Origin of the sequence: Streptomyces sp. AA1529 (assembly GCF_000280905.1) — a bacterium.
Taxonomy (GTDB): domain Bacteria; phylum Actinomycetota; class Actinomycetes; order Streptomycetales; family Streptomycetaceae; genus Streptomyces.
The window spans coordinates 1-16,197 of record NZ_ALAP01000099.1; the positions used below are offsets into that span (position 1 = coordinate 1).

A 16,197-nucleotide genomic window follows, 5' to 3' on the forward strand; every position below is an offset into this window, starting at 1 on the left:
ATCGTCCAGCGCGGCTGCGACCACGCACACCGACTGAAAGGAGCACCCCGGATGGCACCCTTCCCGACCATCCACCGAGCCTTCGCCGAGCAGGCGGAGCGGCGGCCGGACAAGGCCCTCTTCGAACTGCCCGGCGGGCGGGTCCTCACCTACGGCGACACCGCGACGGCCGTGCGCCGGATCGCCGCCCGGCTCGTCGCCGACGGCGTCGTCCCGGGCGACCGGGTCGCCGTGCAGGTGGAGAAGTCGCCGGAGGCCGTCGCGCTGTATCTGGCGACGCTGCGGATCGGCGGGATCTTCCTGCCGCTCAACCCCGCCTACACCGGTGCGGAGACGGACTACTTCCTCCAGGACGCCGAGCCCCGGGTGCTCGTGTGCGCTCCGCGGCGCCGAGCCGCACACGCGCACCACGAAGCGACCGGACTCGTGATCGAGACGCTGGGCACCGACGGCGACGGCAGCCTCCTCGACGCCGCGGACGACGGCGGTGCCCGGCAGGCACACGAGGCCGCTGCCGGCGACCCGGCGGCGATCCTGTACACCTCCGGCACGACCGGCCGCTCCAAGGGCGCTGTGCTCACCCACGGCAATCTGACCGCCAACTGCGAAGCGCTGCTGGAGAGCTGGCGCTTCACCGCGGAGGACCGGCTGATCCACGCCTTGCCGGTCTTCCACATCCACGGGCTGTTCGTCGCGGCGAACATGGCGCTGACTTCCGGTGCCTCCATGCACTACCTGCCGAAGTTCGACCCGGACGAAGTCCTTGACCTGCTGCCGACGGCCACGGTGCTGATGGGTGTGCCCACCTTCTACACCAGACTGCTGAGGAACGAGCGTCTCACCCGGGAGTCCTGCGCCGCCATGCGGCTCTTCGTCTCCGGCTCGGCCCCGCTCCTCGCGAGCGACCACGCGGCGTTCGAGGCCCGTACCGGCCACGCCATCCTGGAGCGCTACGGGATGACGGAGACCGGCATGAACGCCACCAACCCCTGCACCGGCGGCCCCCGCAAGCCCGGTACGGTCGGCAGGCCGCTCCCGGGCACCGAGATCCGGGTGGTGGACGCCGGAACCGGCCGGGTACTGCCCCACGGCGAGGTCGGCAGCATCGAGGTCCGCGGCCCCAACGTCTTCACCGGCTACTGGCGGATGCCCGAGAAGACCGCCTCGGAGTTCCGTGCCGACGGGTTCTTCGTCACCGGCGATCTGGGCCGCTTCGACGAGGACGGCTATCTGAGCATCGTCGGCCGGAGCAAGGACCTGGTGATCTCCGGTGGTTACAACATCTACCCCAAGGAGGTCGAGGAACTGCTCGACGCCCACCCGCAGGTGCTGGAGTCCGCCGTGATCGGGGTTCCCCACCCCGACTACGGCGAGACCGTGGTCGCCGTCGTCGTCCCGGTCCCGGGGCAGCGGCCACGGGAGGGCGAACTGCTGGACTTCGTCGCGGGCGATCTGGCCCGGTTCAAACACCCGCGCGCCGTACGCGTCGTCGAGTCGCTGCCGCGCAATGTCATGGGCAAGGTGCAGAAGGCCGAACTGCGCGAACGCTACGGCGACCTGTTCGCCGGGGTGGACGCCTGACCCCCTGGCCGGCCACCCCCCCCATGTCCCCACACCCCGCGGCGCGTCCCGCCTCGGCGGGTTCCACGCCCCATCAGGGGCCGCCGAGCGGACCGATGAGCCGGTCGGCCCGGCCGCTTGATTTTCCGGTTTCAACAGTCTCTCAGTGCGGAGAAGACGATGGTTATCCATGGAGTGGCAGCACTGGCGTTGTGCATGCTCGCGGGCACGCTCGTCGGTGAGGTGCTCGGCGCCGCTGTCGGTGTCGACGCCAACGTCGGCGGAGTCGGGTTCGCCATGATCATGCTGGTGCTGGCCACCAGTTGGCTCCGGAGGAAGGGCTGGTTCCCCGAACCCAGTGAGCAGGGAGTGCTCTTCTGGAGCGCGCTGTACATACCGATCGTCATCGCCATGGCCGCCACCCAGAACGTGGTCAAGGCGGTCACCGGCGGTCCGATGGCCATCCTGGCGGGCCTCGCCGCGCTCGTCGCGGGAGGCGCTCTGGTACCGGTGCTGGGGCGGATGGGCGGGACGGCGGAGCCGCTGCCGCCGCAGGCCGCCGAGGAAAAGCAGGAGGTCTGAGATGGACACGCTCGTCTCCGTCTTCGAGGACAACGGTCTCCTGGCGGCCTTCGCGCTGATCGGCGGACTGATGATGCTCTCCGGCTGGCTCTCGAAGGCCCTGACCCGGGGCCGGTTGCAGGGGTCCGCCATCGCCATCCTGCTCGGGCTGGTGCTCGCCTACTGGGGAGGTGCGGCGACCGGCGGCGAGGACGGGCTGGCCGACTTCGCCGCGTTCTCCGGGCTGAGCCTGATGGGCGGCGCGATGCTGCGGGACTTCGCCATCGTCGCCACCGCGTACGGCGTCGACCTTCAGCAGATCAAGCGGGCCGGACCGGCGGGCGCGCTCTCGGTCCTGCTGGGAGTGCTCGTCTCGTTCGTGGCGGGGTCCGTCGTCGCGGCGGCCTTCGGCTACACGGACGCCGCGTCGATGGCGACCATCGGTGCCGGTGCGGCCACCTACATCGTCGGTCCGGTGACCGGCACGGCGGTGGGCGCCAGTTCGGAGGTCATCGCCCTTTCGGTGGCGGCCGGACTGGTGAAGTCCGTCGTGGTGATGGTGGGGACGCCGCTGATCGCCCCCATGATCGGTCTGAACAACCCGAAGACCGCGATGGCCTTCGGCGGCCTGATGGGCACCACCTCCGGCGTGGCGGGCGGCCTGGCGGCCACCGACAAGCGGCTGGTGCCCTACGGCGCCATGACGGCCACCTTCTACACCGGCGTGGGCTGCCTGCTCGGCCCCTCGCTGCTGTACGTGACGCTGCGGGCGATCGTCGGCGGATGAGGCGGCCGGCCGTCGCGGTCCCGTGCGCCCACCGCCGGTCCCCTCCGGCGGTGGTGCGCGGGGAAGAGGCGCGCCGCCGGGCCGTGAGCGCAGGTCCCCGTCCGTCCTGTGAGGTGGACGCCGGTGCTGCCCCGCCGGACCGGCGGGGCAGCACCGGCACGGGGTCCGCTACCCGGTGGTGAGGGCGGTGGCCAGCTCCTCCAGGTCCTGCGTCCGCAGGTCGAAGGTGTCGCCCGGCGCCGGCGGATCCCCGGCCGGCCGCCGGACATAGGCGGTGCGCATCCCGGCCGCCTGGGCGCCCCGGAGGTCCCAGGCGTGGGCGGCGACCATCAGCACCCGCTCCGCCGGGCAGCCCGCCGCGTCGAGCGCGAGCTGGTAGACCTCGGGTGCGGGCTTGTAGGCGCGGGCGTCCTCGGCGGACAGCGCCTGGTGCCAGCGCAGGCCGGCGAACTGGTTGAGGCGGGGGAGCACGGCGCGGCCGGCGTTGGAGAGACCCAGCACGGGGAAGCGCCGCGCGATGCGGGCGAGCCCGGTCTGCGAGTCCTCCCACGGGGGCAGTCGCCGCCCCGCGGTGGCCAGCCGCTCGACGGCCGCCGGATCGGCGACTCCGGCGCGGTCGGCCACCCGGTGTGCCGCCTCGCGGTCGATGACGTCGGTGCCCGCATAGGAGCGGCGCCCCTCCCGGATGCGGTCCTGCTCGTGCGCGACGTGCTCGTGCCACACCGTGAGCAGCCGGTCCGCGGCCGCGTCGTCGGTGCCGGGCACCGCCTCGCGGACGGCGGCCCGGAGGCCACCGGGCTCGTCGACCATCGTTCCGAGCACGTCGAATACGACGACCTCGATGTCGGGTGTCTCGGCCATCCGGTCTCCTGCTCCCTGGTGCCGGGCCGACGGTGGGCCCGGCGCTTTCACGGACACCGGTGCGCCTGCGGCCCGTCCGGGTGTCCGCGCACGTTCCGCGTGGCTGCGGACGGCGTGCGCGGCGGACGGTCCGGCGCACCGGACGCCTCCGTCACCGGTTCAACTGGTGACGGAGACTGTCCGGCGATTGTTGCGCCGCAACGCGTCACCGGTCAAGATGGTGATGTGAGATTCGCATTCGTCAGCGGCAATCCGGCCCTGGACCTGGTGGGCACCGTGGGGTACCGGCGGGACGAGCCCGTGGACCTGCTGGACGCCCCCGCCGCCCTTGAGCAGTGGGTCCTGGAGTGCGAGGAGCTGCCCGATCATGTGACCGCCGACGCCGCGGACCTCGCCTCCGCGCTGCGGCTGCGGGAGGCGGTCCACCGGCTGGCGCTCGACCGCCTGGCGGGCCGCCCCTTCGCGCCGGCCGAGCTGGACGTCGTCAACACCGCCGCCGCCGGGCCCCTACCCGCGGTCGAACTAGGCGACGGAGGTCTGCGCCGGTCGGGGGACCTGCGCTCCGCGCTGGTCCAGGTCGCCCGCAGTGCGGTCACGGTGCTCGCCGACCGCAGTGTGCCGCTGAAGGAGTGCGGCCGCGCGGGCTGCACCCGCCTCTACCTCGACCGCTCCCGCGGTGCGCGGCGCACCTGGTGCGGTATGGACGCCTGCGGCAACCGCGTCAAGGCCGCCGCCTACCGCGCCCGCCGGCAGGCGGCCCGGCACGGCCCCGAGGCGGCGAGCCGGTCAGGGGCGGCCCCGGGGCCGGAGGGCGCGGGGTAGAACGCGCGGAGCAGGCGGCACAGGCGCCGGTCGCTTCGCGCGCGGTCGAGCGCCCGTAGCGGCCCCCCACGACCGCCGGCGCCGCCGTCCCCGTGCCGTTGCCGCGCTTGCTCCCGGCTGCGGCGCACCCGGCGACCGCGTCGCGGAGCCGTTCGGACGCACGCGTCGGCGCGTCGCTGCGGTGTCCGCCGCCCCGCTTGCGAGTCTGGGAGGGGCGACGCGTCCGACGGAGCGGCCGGCGGCTCGGCGGGCCCTCGGCCCCGTGTGATCCGGCCCGCCGCCGGAGTGCGGACATGCGGGAACGGGAGGATACGCGGATGCCCGGTTCTGCCGCCGGTGACGAGGTCGGTGCTGCGGCGTCTCAGCGGGTCGGCGGACAGCCGGTCCGCGATCAGCGCACCGAGGAGGATGCGCGAGCCGATGCCGGCAAGGGCTCCGACGAGGGGCTCGGTTCCGCGCAGGCGGCCGCCCGGCGGGAGCGCTACGGGCCCAACGCCGTCGAGGAGGAGGAACGCAGCGTCCTCCTGGAGTTCCTGGCACATTTCTGGGGACCGATCCCGTGGATGATCGAGGCGGCCCTGGTGCTGACGGCGGTGACCGGTCGCTGGGTGGACTTCGCGATCATTCTGGCCCTGCTGCTCCTCAACGGGGTCGTCGGGTTCTGGGAGGAGCATCAGGCGCAGAACGCGATCGCCGCCCTCGCCGAGCGGCTGGCGAAGGTGGCGCGGGTCAGGCGCGACGGGGAGTGGACGACGGTTCCGGCCGCCGAGCTGGTCCCGGGGGATCTGGTGCGGATCGACCGCGGAGGCGTGGTGCCCGCGGACGGGGTCGTGGTCGAGGGCGGCAGCGAGGCGGACGAGTCGGCGCTCACCGGGGAGTCACTGCCGGCGGTCAAGGACGTCGGTGACGACATGTACTCCGGATCGGCGGTGTCGCGGGGCGGATCCGCGATGCGGGTCCTGGCCACCGGTGCGGACACCGTGTTCGGCCGCACGGCCCAGCTCGCGGGCCGGGCGGCTCCGGTGAGCCACTTCCAGCGCGCGGTCGTCGACATCGGCAAGTATCTGAGTCTGCTCGCGCTCGGATTGGTCGTCGTGATCATCGTGCTCTCGCTGCTGCGCGGCACCGGCGTGAGCCGCACGCTGGAGTTCGCGCTGGTCGTGGTCATCGCCTCGATTCCGGTGGCCCTCCCCGCGGTGCTGTCGGTGACCATGGCCGTCGGAGCCCGGTATCTGGCCAAGCGGGAGGCGGTGGTCAGCCATCTGCCTGCGGTGGAGGAAATGGCCGGAGTGGACGTGCTGTGCGCGGACAAGACCGGCACGATCACCCGCAACGAACTGGCCGTGGCCGAAGTCCTCGTCCTGGCGGAGGGGGTCGACGAGGGAGAGGTGCTGCTGCAGGCAGCCCTCACCGCCGAGCCTGGGGGCGGCGATCCCGTCGACGAGGCGATCCTCCAGGCGTGCGGGGCGGAACGGCCCGCGGACTGGGAGGTCCTCGACTTCACGCCGTTCGACTCCGCCCGCAAATTCGCCCGCGCGCGGGTACGGGGCCCCGGGCCGGAAAGGGCCGTGGCCAAGGGAGCTGTGCAGGCCGTGCTCGGCCTCGCGCAGGGGGACGATGCGCTCGCGGGGCGTGCCGAGGAGGTGGCACGTGGCTTCGCGCGCCGGGGATACCGCGCGATGGCCGTCGCCTGTACGGACGGCGGCGCGTGGCGGGTGACGGGCATGATCGGATTGCAGGACCCGCCGCGCGCGGATTCCCGGACGACCCTGGAAGCGGCGGGGCGGCTGGGCGTGCAGGTCAGGATGGTGACCGGGGACCGGGTGGAGATCGCGCGCGAGGTCTGCGCACGCGTGGGCCTGGGCACCGGAATCCTGGAGTCGAGCCGGATCGAACAGCTCCGGGGCGAGGAACTCGCCCGCGTGGTCGAGGGGGCGGACGGGTTCGCGCAGGTGGTGCCCGAGGACAAGTACCGCATCGTGCAGGCCCTGCAGGAGCACGGCCACATCGTCGGCATGACCGGCGACGGAGTGAACGACGCTCCGGCCCTGCACCGCGCGGACGCCGGTATCGCGGTCTGCGGCGCCACCGACGCGGCACGGGCGGCCTCCGACATCGTCTTTCTCGCGGCGGGGCTCTCGACGATCGTCGAGGCCGTTCACCGCTCCCGCGAGGTGTTCCGGCGGATGAAGAACTATGCGATCTACCGGATCACCGAGACGCTCCGTGTCGTGCTCTTCGTCACCGCCACGATCGTGGCGTTCGCCTTCTTCCCGGTCACGCCGGTCCAGGTGGTCCTCCTGGCCATTCTCAACGACGCGGCCGTGCTGTCCATCGCCTACGACCGGGTACGGCCTTCCCCGAGGCCGGAACGCTGGGATCTGACCGAGGTCATGGCGATTGCGGCCGTCCTGGGCCTGTTCGGCCTTGCCTCGACGTTCGTGCTGGTCTGGGCCACCCACCTGCCGTTCGGACTGCCGGATGCGCAGGTGCGCACCCTGGTCTACCTCAAGTTGTCGGTCAGCGGACATCTCACCGTCTTCCTCGCCCGCACGCGCGGTCCGTTCTGGTCCTACCGACCCTCCTGGATCCTGCTCACCGCCGTGATCGGCACCCAGATCGTCGCCACGGTGATCGCCTTGACCGGGTTCCTGATGCATCCCGTCGGCTGGGGCCCGGCCGTGCTCGTGTGGGGTTGGGCCTTCGCGGAGTTCCTGCTGCTCGACCCGGTCAAACTGCTGGCCTACCGGGTTCTCGGGCGGCGGGGGAGAGCCGCGGAGGGCGCCGCGACCTGATCCGCCGAGGGGTCGCGGTCCGGTGCCGATGCCCCCGGGCACCGGTGCTGCTGCGCCGAGATGCGGGTGCGGCCCCGCTCGCGCAGACTGTGGGGGACCGATCGTGATCAGTGGAGCAGCCATGCACGAATCCGGTACGGGGGGTGCAGGCGCCGAAGGGCCCCGCTGGCGTCCCCTGGTATCGGAGGCCTTCAAGTTCGGGCTCGTCGGTGGGGTCGGGATCGCCGTGAATTTCGCGGTTTTCGACCTGAGCCGTCTCCTCACCCCGCTGAGTGTGTTCTGGTGTGGGTTCGTGGGGACGGGCGTGGCCATCGTCGGCAATTATCTCGGATTCCGGTATTTCACCTACCGCGACCGGGACAAGCGGCGCCGCGTCCGGGAGTTCGCCCTGTTCGTCCTCTTCAGCCTGGCCGGGCTCGTCATCGAGAACGGGACGCTGTACGCCGCCACGGTCCGGCTCGGCTGGGAGAGCCCGTTGCAGAGCAATCTGGCCAAAGCCGTGGGGATCGTGGCTGCGACCTGTTTCCGGTTCCTCACCTACCGGACGTGGGTCTTCCGTCCCAGTCGCCGGCCCGCCGCGCCGGGTGCGGCCGGCCACCGGCCGGCCCAGGTGACGACGGTGTCCGGGACCGGTCCGGCCGCTGGAGATGTGCTGTCGGGGGGGCATCAGGAACGGAGGATGCCGATGTCCGAGGCCCCGATCGATCAGGCCCTGATTCTGGCGGGCGGCAGGGCGACGCGGATGCGCCCCTATACCGACGATGTGCCCAAAGCGATGGTCCCGGTGGGCGGCGTCCCGATCGTGGCCTACCAACTGGCCTGGCTCGCCCGCCACGGGGTGACCCGGGTGACGATCAGCGGCGGCTACAAGCACGAAGCGATCAGGCGGTACGCCGGGGACGGTTCGCGCTTCGGCATGGAGATCCGGTACGCGGTCGAGAGCGAACCGCTGGGGCGAGGCGGTGGTCTGAAGTTCGCGGCGGGACACCTGCCGGCCGCGGACGCAGCGTTCTTCGTGCTCAACGGCGATGTGATCACGGTGTTCGCACTGCCGGAGCTGTCCCGGTTCCACCACCGCAGCGGCGCGGCGGTCACCGTCGCGCTGTCGCCCTATCGCTCGGACTGGGGCGTCGCCGAACTGGACGAGGACGGCCACCGCATCCGGGGATTCGTCCAGTCGCCCGAACTGCCGTACTGGATCAACGCGGGTGTGTACGTCTTCGGGCCCGAGGCAGTCGGAATGCTCCCCGACAGAGGCGACCACGAGGACCACACCTTCCCTCAGCTGGCCCGGGACGGGAAGCTGTTCGGTTACCGGCTCGGCGGCTACTGGCGCGGCCTGGACACGGTCAAGGACGTGCTGCAAGCGGCCGAGGAGGTCCCGGAAGCGGTCGGTGGGCTACCGCCCGCCTTCCGCACGGTTCCGGACGCCCCCGGCTGACGGAGGCGCCATGGCCACCGACTCCACGGCGGTTCTGCGACGCGCCGCCAGGCGATGGGCACCGACCGGCCGCATCCTCTCCGCCGCCGTTCCGGCGCTCGGTGTCTACGGCGCGGTACGGCTGACCGGAATCCTCGCGTTGGCGGTCTACGCCTGGACGACCGGCAAGGACCCCGTCGCCCTGCTCGGTCACACCTGGGACGCACGCTGGTATGCGTCGATCGCCGAACACGGCTACGGGACAGTCGTCCGCTCCCGGTTCAGCGATCTGGCCTACTTTCCGCTGCTGCCGGGTCTGGAGCGGACACTGACCGCCGTGCTGCCGCTGAGCGTGCCCCGGGCGGGCATCCTCCTCGGCTGGTTCTCGGCGCTGGCCGCAGCCTGGGGCATCCATGCCGTGGGCAGCACCCTCCACGACCGCCGCACGGCGACCTGGCTGGTCATCCTGTGGGGTCTGTGGCCCAACGCGCTGATCCAGACCATGGCCTATGTCGAGTCCCTGATGACCGCCCTGTCGGCCTGGGCCCTCTACGCGATCCTCACCGGACGGTGGCTGTGGGCCGGTTCCCTCGCACTGCTGGCGGGGCTCGCCCGGCCCAACGGCTTCGCCGCGGCGGCAGCCGTCATCACCGCCGCCGTGCTGATGATGTGGCGTGACCCGGCCCGGCGCCGGAGCCCCGGGCCCTGGGCGGCTCTGGCACTGGCGCCGCTGGGCTGGCTCGGCTACGTCGCCTGGGTCGCGGTACGCACCGGCTCACCGACGGGCTACTTCGCCGTACAGCGGGCGTGGGGATCCGAGTTCGACTTCGGCCGCTACAACCTCGGCTTCCTCCTCCGCCTCGTGACCACAGGAGGGGTGGTCCCCCAGTACCTGGCCGCGGTGGTCGTGCTGGCCGCTCCGGTGGCGCTCTTCCTCCTGGTCCGGGAGCGGCCCCCCGTACCATTGGTGGTCTATACCACTGTGCTGGTCGTGATCGCACTCGGTGGCGCCCACTACTTCGCCTCCCGGCCCCGCTTCCTCATCCCCGCATTCCCCCTGCTGTTCGTCGCCGCCCGCTGGGCCTCCGGTACCCGAAAACAGGTCCTGATACCGGTCGTGACCGGCGCCACGGCGCTCTCCTGCTGGTACGGCGTCTACCTGCTCACCGCGTCCACCGTCGCTCCCTGACCGGAGGCCGCGCCTTCCGGTCCCCGGTCGGGCGACGAGCTCCGGGACCGGTCTTCAGCGGTGCGGCCCGTCCGCACGGTGCGGGGCTGCACCCGGCGGCTCCGCCGCACAGCCCCGCACCCGCGTGCGGTTCAGCCCAGGTGGTGCAGAGCGTGCCGGAACGCGGCGGCATGGCCGGCCTCGTCCCCGGCGATCTCCCTGAACAGCGCCGCGGACTGCCCGTCACCCGCTTTCTCGGCCCGACGCGCGAAGGTGGGGTACATCACCTCGGCCTCGTAGGTCTCGCCGGCGATGGAGGTGCGCAGGTTGGACGGGGTGTCGGAGACCAGTCCGTCCAGACGGGCCTCGGCGGCGAAGTGCTCGTGCAGTTCCACCTCGGCCAACCCGCCGAAGAGGCGGGCCAGTTGCTTCTGACCCGTCTCGCGTGCGTGACGGGCGTAGAGCGTGTAGGAAGCGTTGGCCAGCCCCTCGCCGTGCATGGCGTCCTCGAGGTTGGCCCGGGTCCGGGCGGAGGACACCTGCGGCAGCCCGGCCGGCACTTCGACCGGGTCCGTCTTCGGCGGCGCCGGCACCCGGCCACTTCCGGTGGTGACCGCGTCGAGCGCCGAGGCGAGCAGCCGGCGGTGCTCGGCCTCGTCCGCCGCGATCTCCGTGAAGAGCTCGGCCGCGGCCTCGTCCCCGTCCTGCCGGGCCTCTTCGGCGTACGTGGGATACATCGACGTGGCCTCGAAACGCTCGCCCTCGAGGGCCTGCCGGATGTTGGCCTCGTCGCTTCCCACGTACGCGATCGTCTCGGCCTCCTTGGTGAAGTGGTCGTCGAGCTCCACCTCGGCCGCATCGCGGAACAGTTCGGCCACTCGGCGGTGTCCCTCGCGGTCGGCCTGGTCGGCGTAGAACAGGTACGAGGCGTGGGCGAATCCTTCGCCCCGCATCGCGGCGCGGGTGTCCTGCACGGTGCTCAGGGCCGGTGTCCGGGGGTCGGCCAGGGCGGCCTGCGCTCCGGTCACGGACACGGCGGTCGTGAGCGCCAACGCGGTACCTGTCACTCTCGCGAGGCGAGCCAGGGAAAGCGTCATGATCAGAGTTCTCTCTCTGCGGGGCCTGGGCCCGGATGGTTGCTGATGCCGGGTCATGTTGGGCCCGCCGGCGCCTCGTCGGGCGACCCGAACGGACGGGGAGGGACCGAACCCACCGGTTCGGGGGAACACGTCCGCCGCCGAACGGAGCAGCGGGCCCGGTGCGTGCGGGCGAACCCGTCACCACGGATGTGCCACCCATGCGCCAGGAGCGGAGCGCAGGGCGGCGGGGCCGGCGCAGCCGGTCACACGGCGCCCACGGCGCGGAGCATCGTGCACGGGTCGGCGCTCTCTTCTGTGCCGGCCCCTGCCCGGTGCATCCGGCGGTCCGCGCCGTCCGACTCGTATGGCGGACGGCGCGGTGTTGCTGACCGCTCCTGCTCCGCACCGGCCGGACCCTGGGCACGTGGCCGAAGCGAGCGAGGAAGGGACCGGGCCGCCGGGGCCCGGCGCCGTCCTGCCCGCACTCAATTCCGAGCAGCAGGCGGCTCTGGTGGCCATCGGTCGGTCCTGGGAGCCCCTGGTCGCCGGGCCCCGGGTGTGGAGGCGTGCGCTGCCGGTCGATCCGGACCTCGCGGCCTTCCCCTCGCGGCGGGAGATGACGCCCTCCCGCTTCGCGCGGGTGGTGTCCATGCCGCCGCTGCCGCCCCGCGGCGGTCCGGCCCGGGAAGGTGACGCCGTACGGGTGCGGACGCGGCGGTGGCTGCTGGGTGCCCCGTTGCGCAGTTCGGCGTTCGTCACCGAGCGGATGCGCAAGGCGCTCGCGCTGCCGGTGCTCGCGGCGGACGCCCTCTCCTCCGTCGCGTACGGACCCGAAGCGCTCCTGGCCGTGCTGGTGCTGGCCGGGGCGGCCGGAGGCGGCTATCTGCTTCCCATGGCCTCCGTGATCGTGGTTCTCATGATCGTCGTGGGTCTGTCGTACCGGCAGACCATCCGCGCGTATCCGCACGGAGGCGGTTCCTACATCGTCGCCGGCGACAATCTGGGGCCGAACGCCGGGCTGGTGGCGGCCGCGGGGCTGCTGACGGACTACGTGCTGACGGTCGCGGTCTCGGTGGCCTCGGGCGTGGCCGCGATCACGGCCGCCCTGCCCCCGCTGCATCCGTGGAGTGCCGTCCTGGGCGTGCTGGTCGTCATGGTCCTGCTGGCGGGCAACATGCGCGGAGTCCGGCAGGCCGGTGCGCTCTTCGCGGCTCCCACCTACGCGTTCATCGCGGCGATGGCGGTGCTGATCGCGGCCGGTGTCGGTGCCGCGGTGAGCGGTTCAGCGCCTGCCGGAGCCGCGCAGCCGGCCCAGGCCGCTGCCGGAGCCTCCTCGGTGGGCGTCCTGCTGATCGTCAGGGCTTTCTCCTCCGGAGCCACCGCGATGACGGGCATCGAGGCGATCTCCAACGCCGTCCCCGTCTTCCGTCCCGTCTCCTGGCGGAACGCCCGCACGACCCTGAGTTCGATGATCGCTCTGCTGGCCGTCATGTTCACCGGAATCGTCGTCCTCATCCATCTCACCGGAGTCGTCCCCCGTCCCCACACCACCGTCCTGTCCCAACTGGCTCACCTCTACTTCGGCTCCGGCGGCCTGTACGTCTTCGTGCAGGCGGCGACCGCGGGAGTGCTCCTGCTGGCGGCCAACACCGCCTACAACGATTTTCCGCGGGTGCTCTCCCTGCTCGCCCGTGACGACTACGCGCCCAAGATCTTCCTGCGCCTCGGCGACAGACTGGCCTACACCAACAGCATCCTGCTGCTGTCCGCGTCGGCGGCCCTGCTGCTGGTCGTCTTCGGAGGGAACACCGCCGCACTCATCCCGCTGTATGCCGTCGGAGTCTTCCTCTCCTTCACGCTCTCCCAGGTCGGCATGGCCGTCCGTTGGCGTCGGTCCGCCGCCCGGCACCGTCGGCGCCGCATGGCGCTCAACGTCCTCGGCGGGAGTCTCACCGGCCTGGTCCTGCTGTCCGCGGCCATCGGCAAGTTCGCCGCCGGAGCCTGGGTCTCGCTCCTGGCCATCGCGGGGCTCCTGGTGATCACCCGCCGCATCCACGCCCATTACGCCTTCGCCTGGTCCGCGCTGCGTCTGCGCCCGTACGCCACGGTCCTGCCGACCGCTCCTGCCGCGCTGCCCTTCCGGCCGACGGCCCCGGTCCGGGCAGCGGCCGTCGCCGAGGAGAGCGAGGAAATCCCGGAGGAGATCCGCCATCTGTATCTGATCCCGGTCGCCACCCTGGACCTGGCGGCCATGCGTACGCTCGCCTACGCCGCGTCTCTGGGCCAGCCGGTCCTCGCCCTGCACATCAGCACCACCGATGAGGAGACCCGGCGGTTTCGCGCCTACTGGGAGCTGTGGGGCGACCACCTGCCACTGCACATTCTCCCCTCGCCCTACCGCGCGGTCATCGCCCCACTCATCCACTACATCGCCGCGCTCCACCGGACGAGGCCGGACCTGACCCTCACCGTGCTGCTTCCCGAGATCGTCACCCGCCACCGCCGCCACCAGTTCCTGCATCATCGGACCGCCCCGCGGCTGCGGCGCGCGCTGCGCCACCTGCCCCGCGTCGTCGTCACCAGCGTGCCTTTCCACCTCTAGGCGGGCGCAGCTCCCGCCTCGTGCCCCTGGCGGCTCTCGGATCCCACGCCCTGCCGATCGTCCCTCCGGCTGCTGTGGCCCATGACCACCTGCGGTCGGGGCGGACGGCTCGCGCCGGCGGGCTTGCTCCTCGCGAGGACGGCGACGAGAGCGTGCCAGCAGGCCGAGGGATTGATTCCGTCTACATCTAAATGCATAATAGGGTTATGCATAAGCGGGTTATGGGTGCCGGTGCTGCTCGGAACGTGTCGCCGGAGGATCTGATGATCGCCGTGGAGCAGATCGTGCGCCACGTGCGGCACAGTGCGACCGCGGGCGGACTGAGCACCGCGGCCTCCTCGGCGCTGGGCCGGCTGGGCCGCGAGGGTGCGCAGCGCCTCTCCGAACTGGCCCGGTCCGAGGGCGTCTCGCAGCCGAACATGACGCAGCTCGTCACCCGCATGGAGCGGGCGGGCCTGGTGCGGCGCACCGCCGACCGGAGCGACGGGAGAGGCGTCCTGGTGGCGGTCACCGACACCGGCCTGGAGGTCTTCCGCCGGCGGCGGGCCGAGCGCACCCGCGCCCTGACCGAGCTGATCGACGAGCTGGCGGAGCCGGAGCAGCAGGCGGTGGACATCGCACTTCCGGCCCTGGCACGCGCGATCCAGGACCACTGGTCGCGGACCTGACCCCCGCCGGTGCCGACCCCACGGGTCCCGAACCCGGCCGGCTCCGGCCCGGGCCGCTCCGGACACCACCGGCCCCTGACCCCTGTGCGATCCCTGCCCCCGACTGCGCGGAAGAGAAACGGACATGAGTGCCTCGCACGACGATCCCGTGAAACCCGGAACGGCCGCGAGCCCGTTCCGGCAGCCGAAAGCCGTCTGGGCCGTCGCCTTCGCCTGCGTCATCTCCTTCATGGGGATCGGCCTGGTGGACCCGATCCTGCCCGCCCTGGCCGAGAACCTGAACGCCTCGCCCAGCCAGGTCTCCCTGCTGTTCAGCAGCTACCTCATCGTCACCGCCGTGGCCATGCTCGTCGTCGGCGCGGTCTCCAGCCGGGTCGGCGCCAAGCGCACCCTGGTGATCGGGCTGGCCGTCATCGTCACCTTCTCGGCACTGGCCGGGGCCACCGACTCCATCAACGGGATCGTCGGCTTCCGAGCGGGCTGGGGCCTGGGCAACGCGCTGTTCATCGCCACCTCCCTCGCGGTGATCGTCGCCTCGGCCAGCGGCGGGTTCGGCGGCGCCATCATCCTCTACGAGACCGCGCTCGGCCTCGGCATCGCCGTGGGCCCGCTGCTGGGCGGCGAGTTGGGCGCCATCAGCTGGCGCGGCCCCTTCTTCGGCGTCTCCGCGCTCATGGCCGTGGCGCTGGTCGCGACCCTGGCGTTCGTCTCCGACCCGCCAAGGCCCCGGCGCCCCACCTCGCCCGCAGCGCCGCTCAAGGCACTGCGGCACCGCGGGCTGCTGACGATGGGCATCATGGCCCTGCTCTACAACTGGGGCTTCTTCACCATGCTCGGCTACGCGCCCTACCCGATGGAGCTGAACGCCCACCGACTCGGACTGGTCTTCACCGGCTGGGGACTGCTGGTCGCCCTCTTCAGCGTGCTGGTGGCGCCCCGGCTGCAGGCCCGGTTCGGCACCGCTCCCGTCCTCTACGCCAATCTGCTGGGCCTCGGCATCGTGATGGCGCTGATCGCCGCCGGCGTCGAGACCCCCACCGTGGTCGTGGTGGCCGTCATCGCCAGCGGCGCCTTCATCGGCATCAACAACACCCTCACCACCCAGGCGGTGATGCTCGTCTCGCCCGTCGAGCGGTCGGTGGCCTCCTCCGCGTACGGCTTCCTGCGCTTCATCGGCGGCGGCCTGGCACCCTACGCGGCGGGAAAGATCGCCGAGGCCACCGACCTCGGTGTGCCCTTCTACGTCGGCGCGGCCGCCTTCCTGCTCGCCATCCCGGTGCTGGCCAGCGGCCACCGGCTGGTCCGGCAGGCCGAACAGCGCACCGGTGAGGGCGAGTCCGTCGAACCCGCGCTCACCCCCGTCGGCCCGCAGACCGCGGGCGCCGAAGCCCCGGTCATCGTCGCCGTCGGGGCCCACGACCACGCTGCGGCCGTCGTCGAGGCCGCGGCGCGGCTCGCCCGGGACTCCGGCAGTCCGCTGCAGATCGTCCATGTGCAGCAGACCGCCGTCGTCGAGGAGCAGGCAGTCGAGACCGAGACCCACGACCAGGCCCGCGCCGCCGTCACGGCACACCTCGACCGGCTCGCCGCGCAGGGAGTCGCCGCCACCGGCCAGATCCTCACCAGCGTCGGCGACCGCGCCGCCGCCGGACGCGCCCTCGCACGGCACGCCGCCGACGCGGGCGCCCCCACCGTCGCCGTGGGACGCTCCCCGCTGGGCGCCGGCACCCAGTTCGGCGAGGGCAGCCTCACCACGGCCCTCACCCGCGCGGCCACGAGCACCGTGGTACTCATCGACCCCGACAGCACGCACCGGCCCCTGACCGCGAGTGCGCTGGCGGAACTGCGCAGCGGCGGCGCCTGAGACGGGACGT

The 16,197-nt window shown here is 72.3% G+C and carries 12 protein-coding genes; 10 read left to right on the plus strand and 2 right to left on the minus strand.

The annotated features are described in order from the left end of the window. The 3 genes from A949_RS0129185 to madM all read left to right on the plus strand — a co-directional run. On the plus strand, window positions 1–1,581 hold a 1,581-nt coding region (locus A949_RS0129185), incomplete at its 5' end, for an AMP-binding protein (protein ID WP_051019685.1). A gap of 159 nt (window positions 1,582–1,740) precedes the next feature. Beyond that, a complete protein-coding gene (madL, locus tag A949_RS0129190; protein WP_026005143.1) occupies window positions 1,741–2,142 on the plus strand; it encodes a malonate transporter subunit MadL in 402 nt (133 codons plus the stop codon). 1 nt (window position 2,143) lies between these two features. Next, window positions 2,144–2,908 carry a malonate transporter subunit MadM gene (gene madM, locus A949_RS0129195; protein WP_019359598.1) on the plus strand — a complete coding sequence of 255 codons (765 nt, stop codon included), beginning with the start codon at window positions 2,144–2,146 and terminating at the stop codon, window positions 2,906–2,908. Window positions 2,909–3,076: 168 nt separating this feature from the next. Here madM and A949_RS0129200 read toward each other — a convergent pair whose 3' ends face one another. Continuing rightward, window positions 3,077–3,769: a haloacid dehalogenase type II gene (locus tag A949_RS0129200; RefSeq protein WP_019359599.1), complete on the minus strand. Its 693-nt coding sequence runs from the start codon at window positions 3,767–3,769 to the stop codon at window positions 3,077–3,079. A gap of 225 nt (window positions 3,770–3,994) precedes the next feature. On the opposite strand from A949_RS0129200, the gene A949_RS35015 reads away from it, so the two are divergent. The 4 genes from A949_RS35015 (at window position 3,995) to A949_RS35025 (ending at window position 9,995) form a co-directional block, all read left to right on the plus strand. Next, entirely contained in the window at window positions 3,995–4,591 is a 597-nt protein-coding gene (locus A949_RS35015) for a CGNR zinc finger domain-containing protein (protein ID WP_019359600.1), read from the plus strand. A gap of 317 nt (window positions 4,592–4,908) precedes the next feature. Continuing rightward, entirely contained in the window at window positions 4,909–7,386 is a 2,478-nt protein-coding gene (locus A949_RS0129210; protein ID WP_106428946.1) for a plasma-membrane proton-efflux P-type ATPase, read from the plus strand. 121 nt (window positions 7,387–7,507) lie between these two features. After that, window positions 7,508–8,827, plus strand: a complete 1,320-nt coding sequence (locus A949_RS36955) for a sugar phosphate nucleotidyltransferase (protein WP_019359602.1) — start codon at window positions 7,508–7,510, stop codon at window positions 8,825–8,827. Between the two features lie 10 nt (window positions 8,828–8,837). After that, on the plus strand, window positions 8,838–9,995 hold the full coding sequence (locus A949_RS35025; RefSeq protein ID WP_019359603.1) for a hypothetical protein: 1,158 nt from the start codon (window positions 8,838–8,840) through the stop codon (window positions 9,993–9,995). Between the two features lie 131 nt (window positions 9,996–10,126). On the opposite strand, the gene A949_RS0129225 is transcribed toward A949_RS35025, so the two are convergent. Continuing rightward, window positions 10,127–11,026, minus strand: a complete 900-nt coding sequence (locus tag A949_RS0129225) for a rubrerythrin family protein (RefSeq protein ID WP_019359604.1) — start codon at window positions 11,024–11,026, stop codon at window positions 10,127–10,129. Between the two features lie 451 nt (window positions 11,027–11,477). On the opposite strand from A949_RS0129225, the gene A949_RS0129230 reads away from it, so the two are divergent. From A949_RS0129230 to A949_RS0129240, 3 genes are all read left to right on the plus strand, one after another. Then, window positions 11,478–13,655, plus strand: coding sequence for an APC family permease (locus A949_RS0129230; protein ID WP_019359605.1), 2,178 nt, complete (start codon window positions 11,478–11,480; stop codon window positions 13,653–13,655). Window positions 13,656–13,861: 206 nt separating this feature from the next. Next, window positions 13,862–14,323 carry a MarR family winged helix-turn-helix transcriptional regulator gene (locus tag A949_RS0129235; RefSeq protein ID WP_051019680.1) on the plus strand — a complete coding sequence of 154 codons (462 nt, stop codon included), beginning with the start codon at window positions 13,862–13,864 and terminating at the stop codon, window positions 14,321–14,323. A gap of 124 nt (window positions 14,324–14,447) precedes the next feature. Next, window positions 14,448–16,187 carry an MFS transporter gene (locus A949_RS0129240; RefSeq protein ID WP_019359607.1) on the plus strand — a complete coding sequence of 580 codons (1,740 nt, stop codon included), beginning with the start codon at window positions 14,448–14,450 and terminating at the stop codon, window positions 16,185–16,187. The last annotated feature ends 10 nt before the right edge of the window (window positions 16,188–16,197 follow it).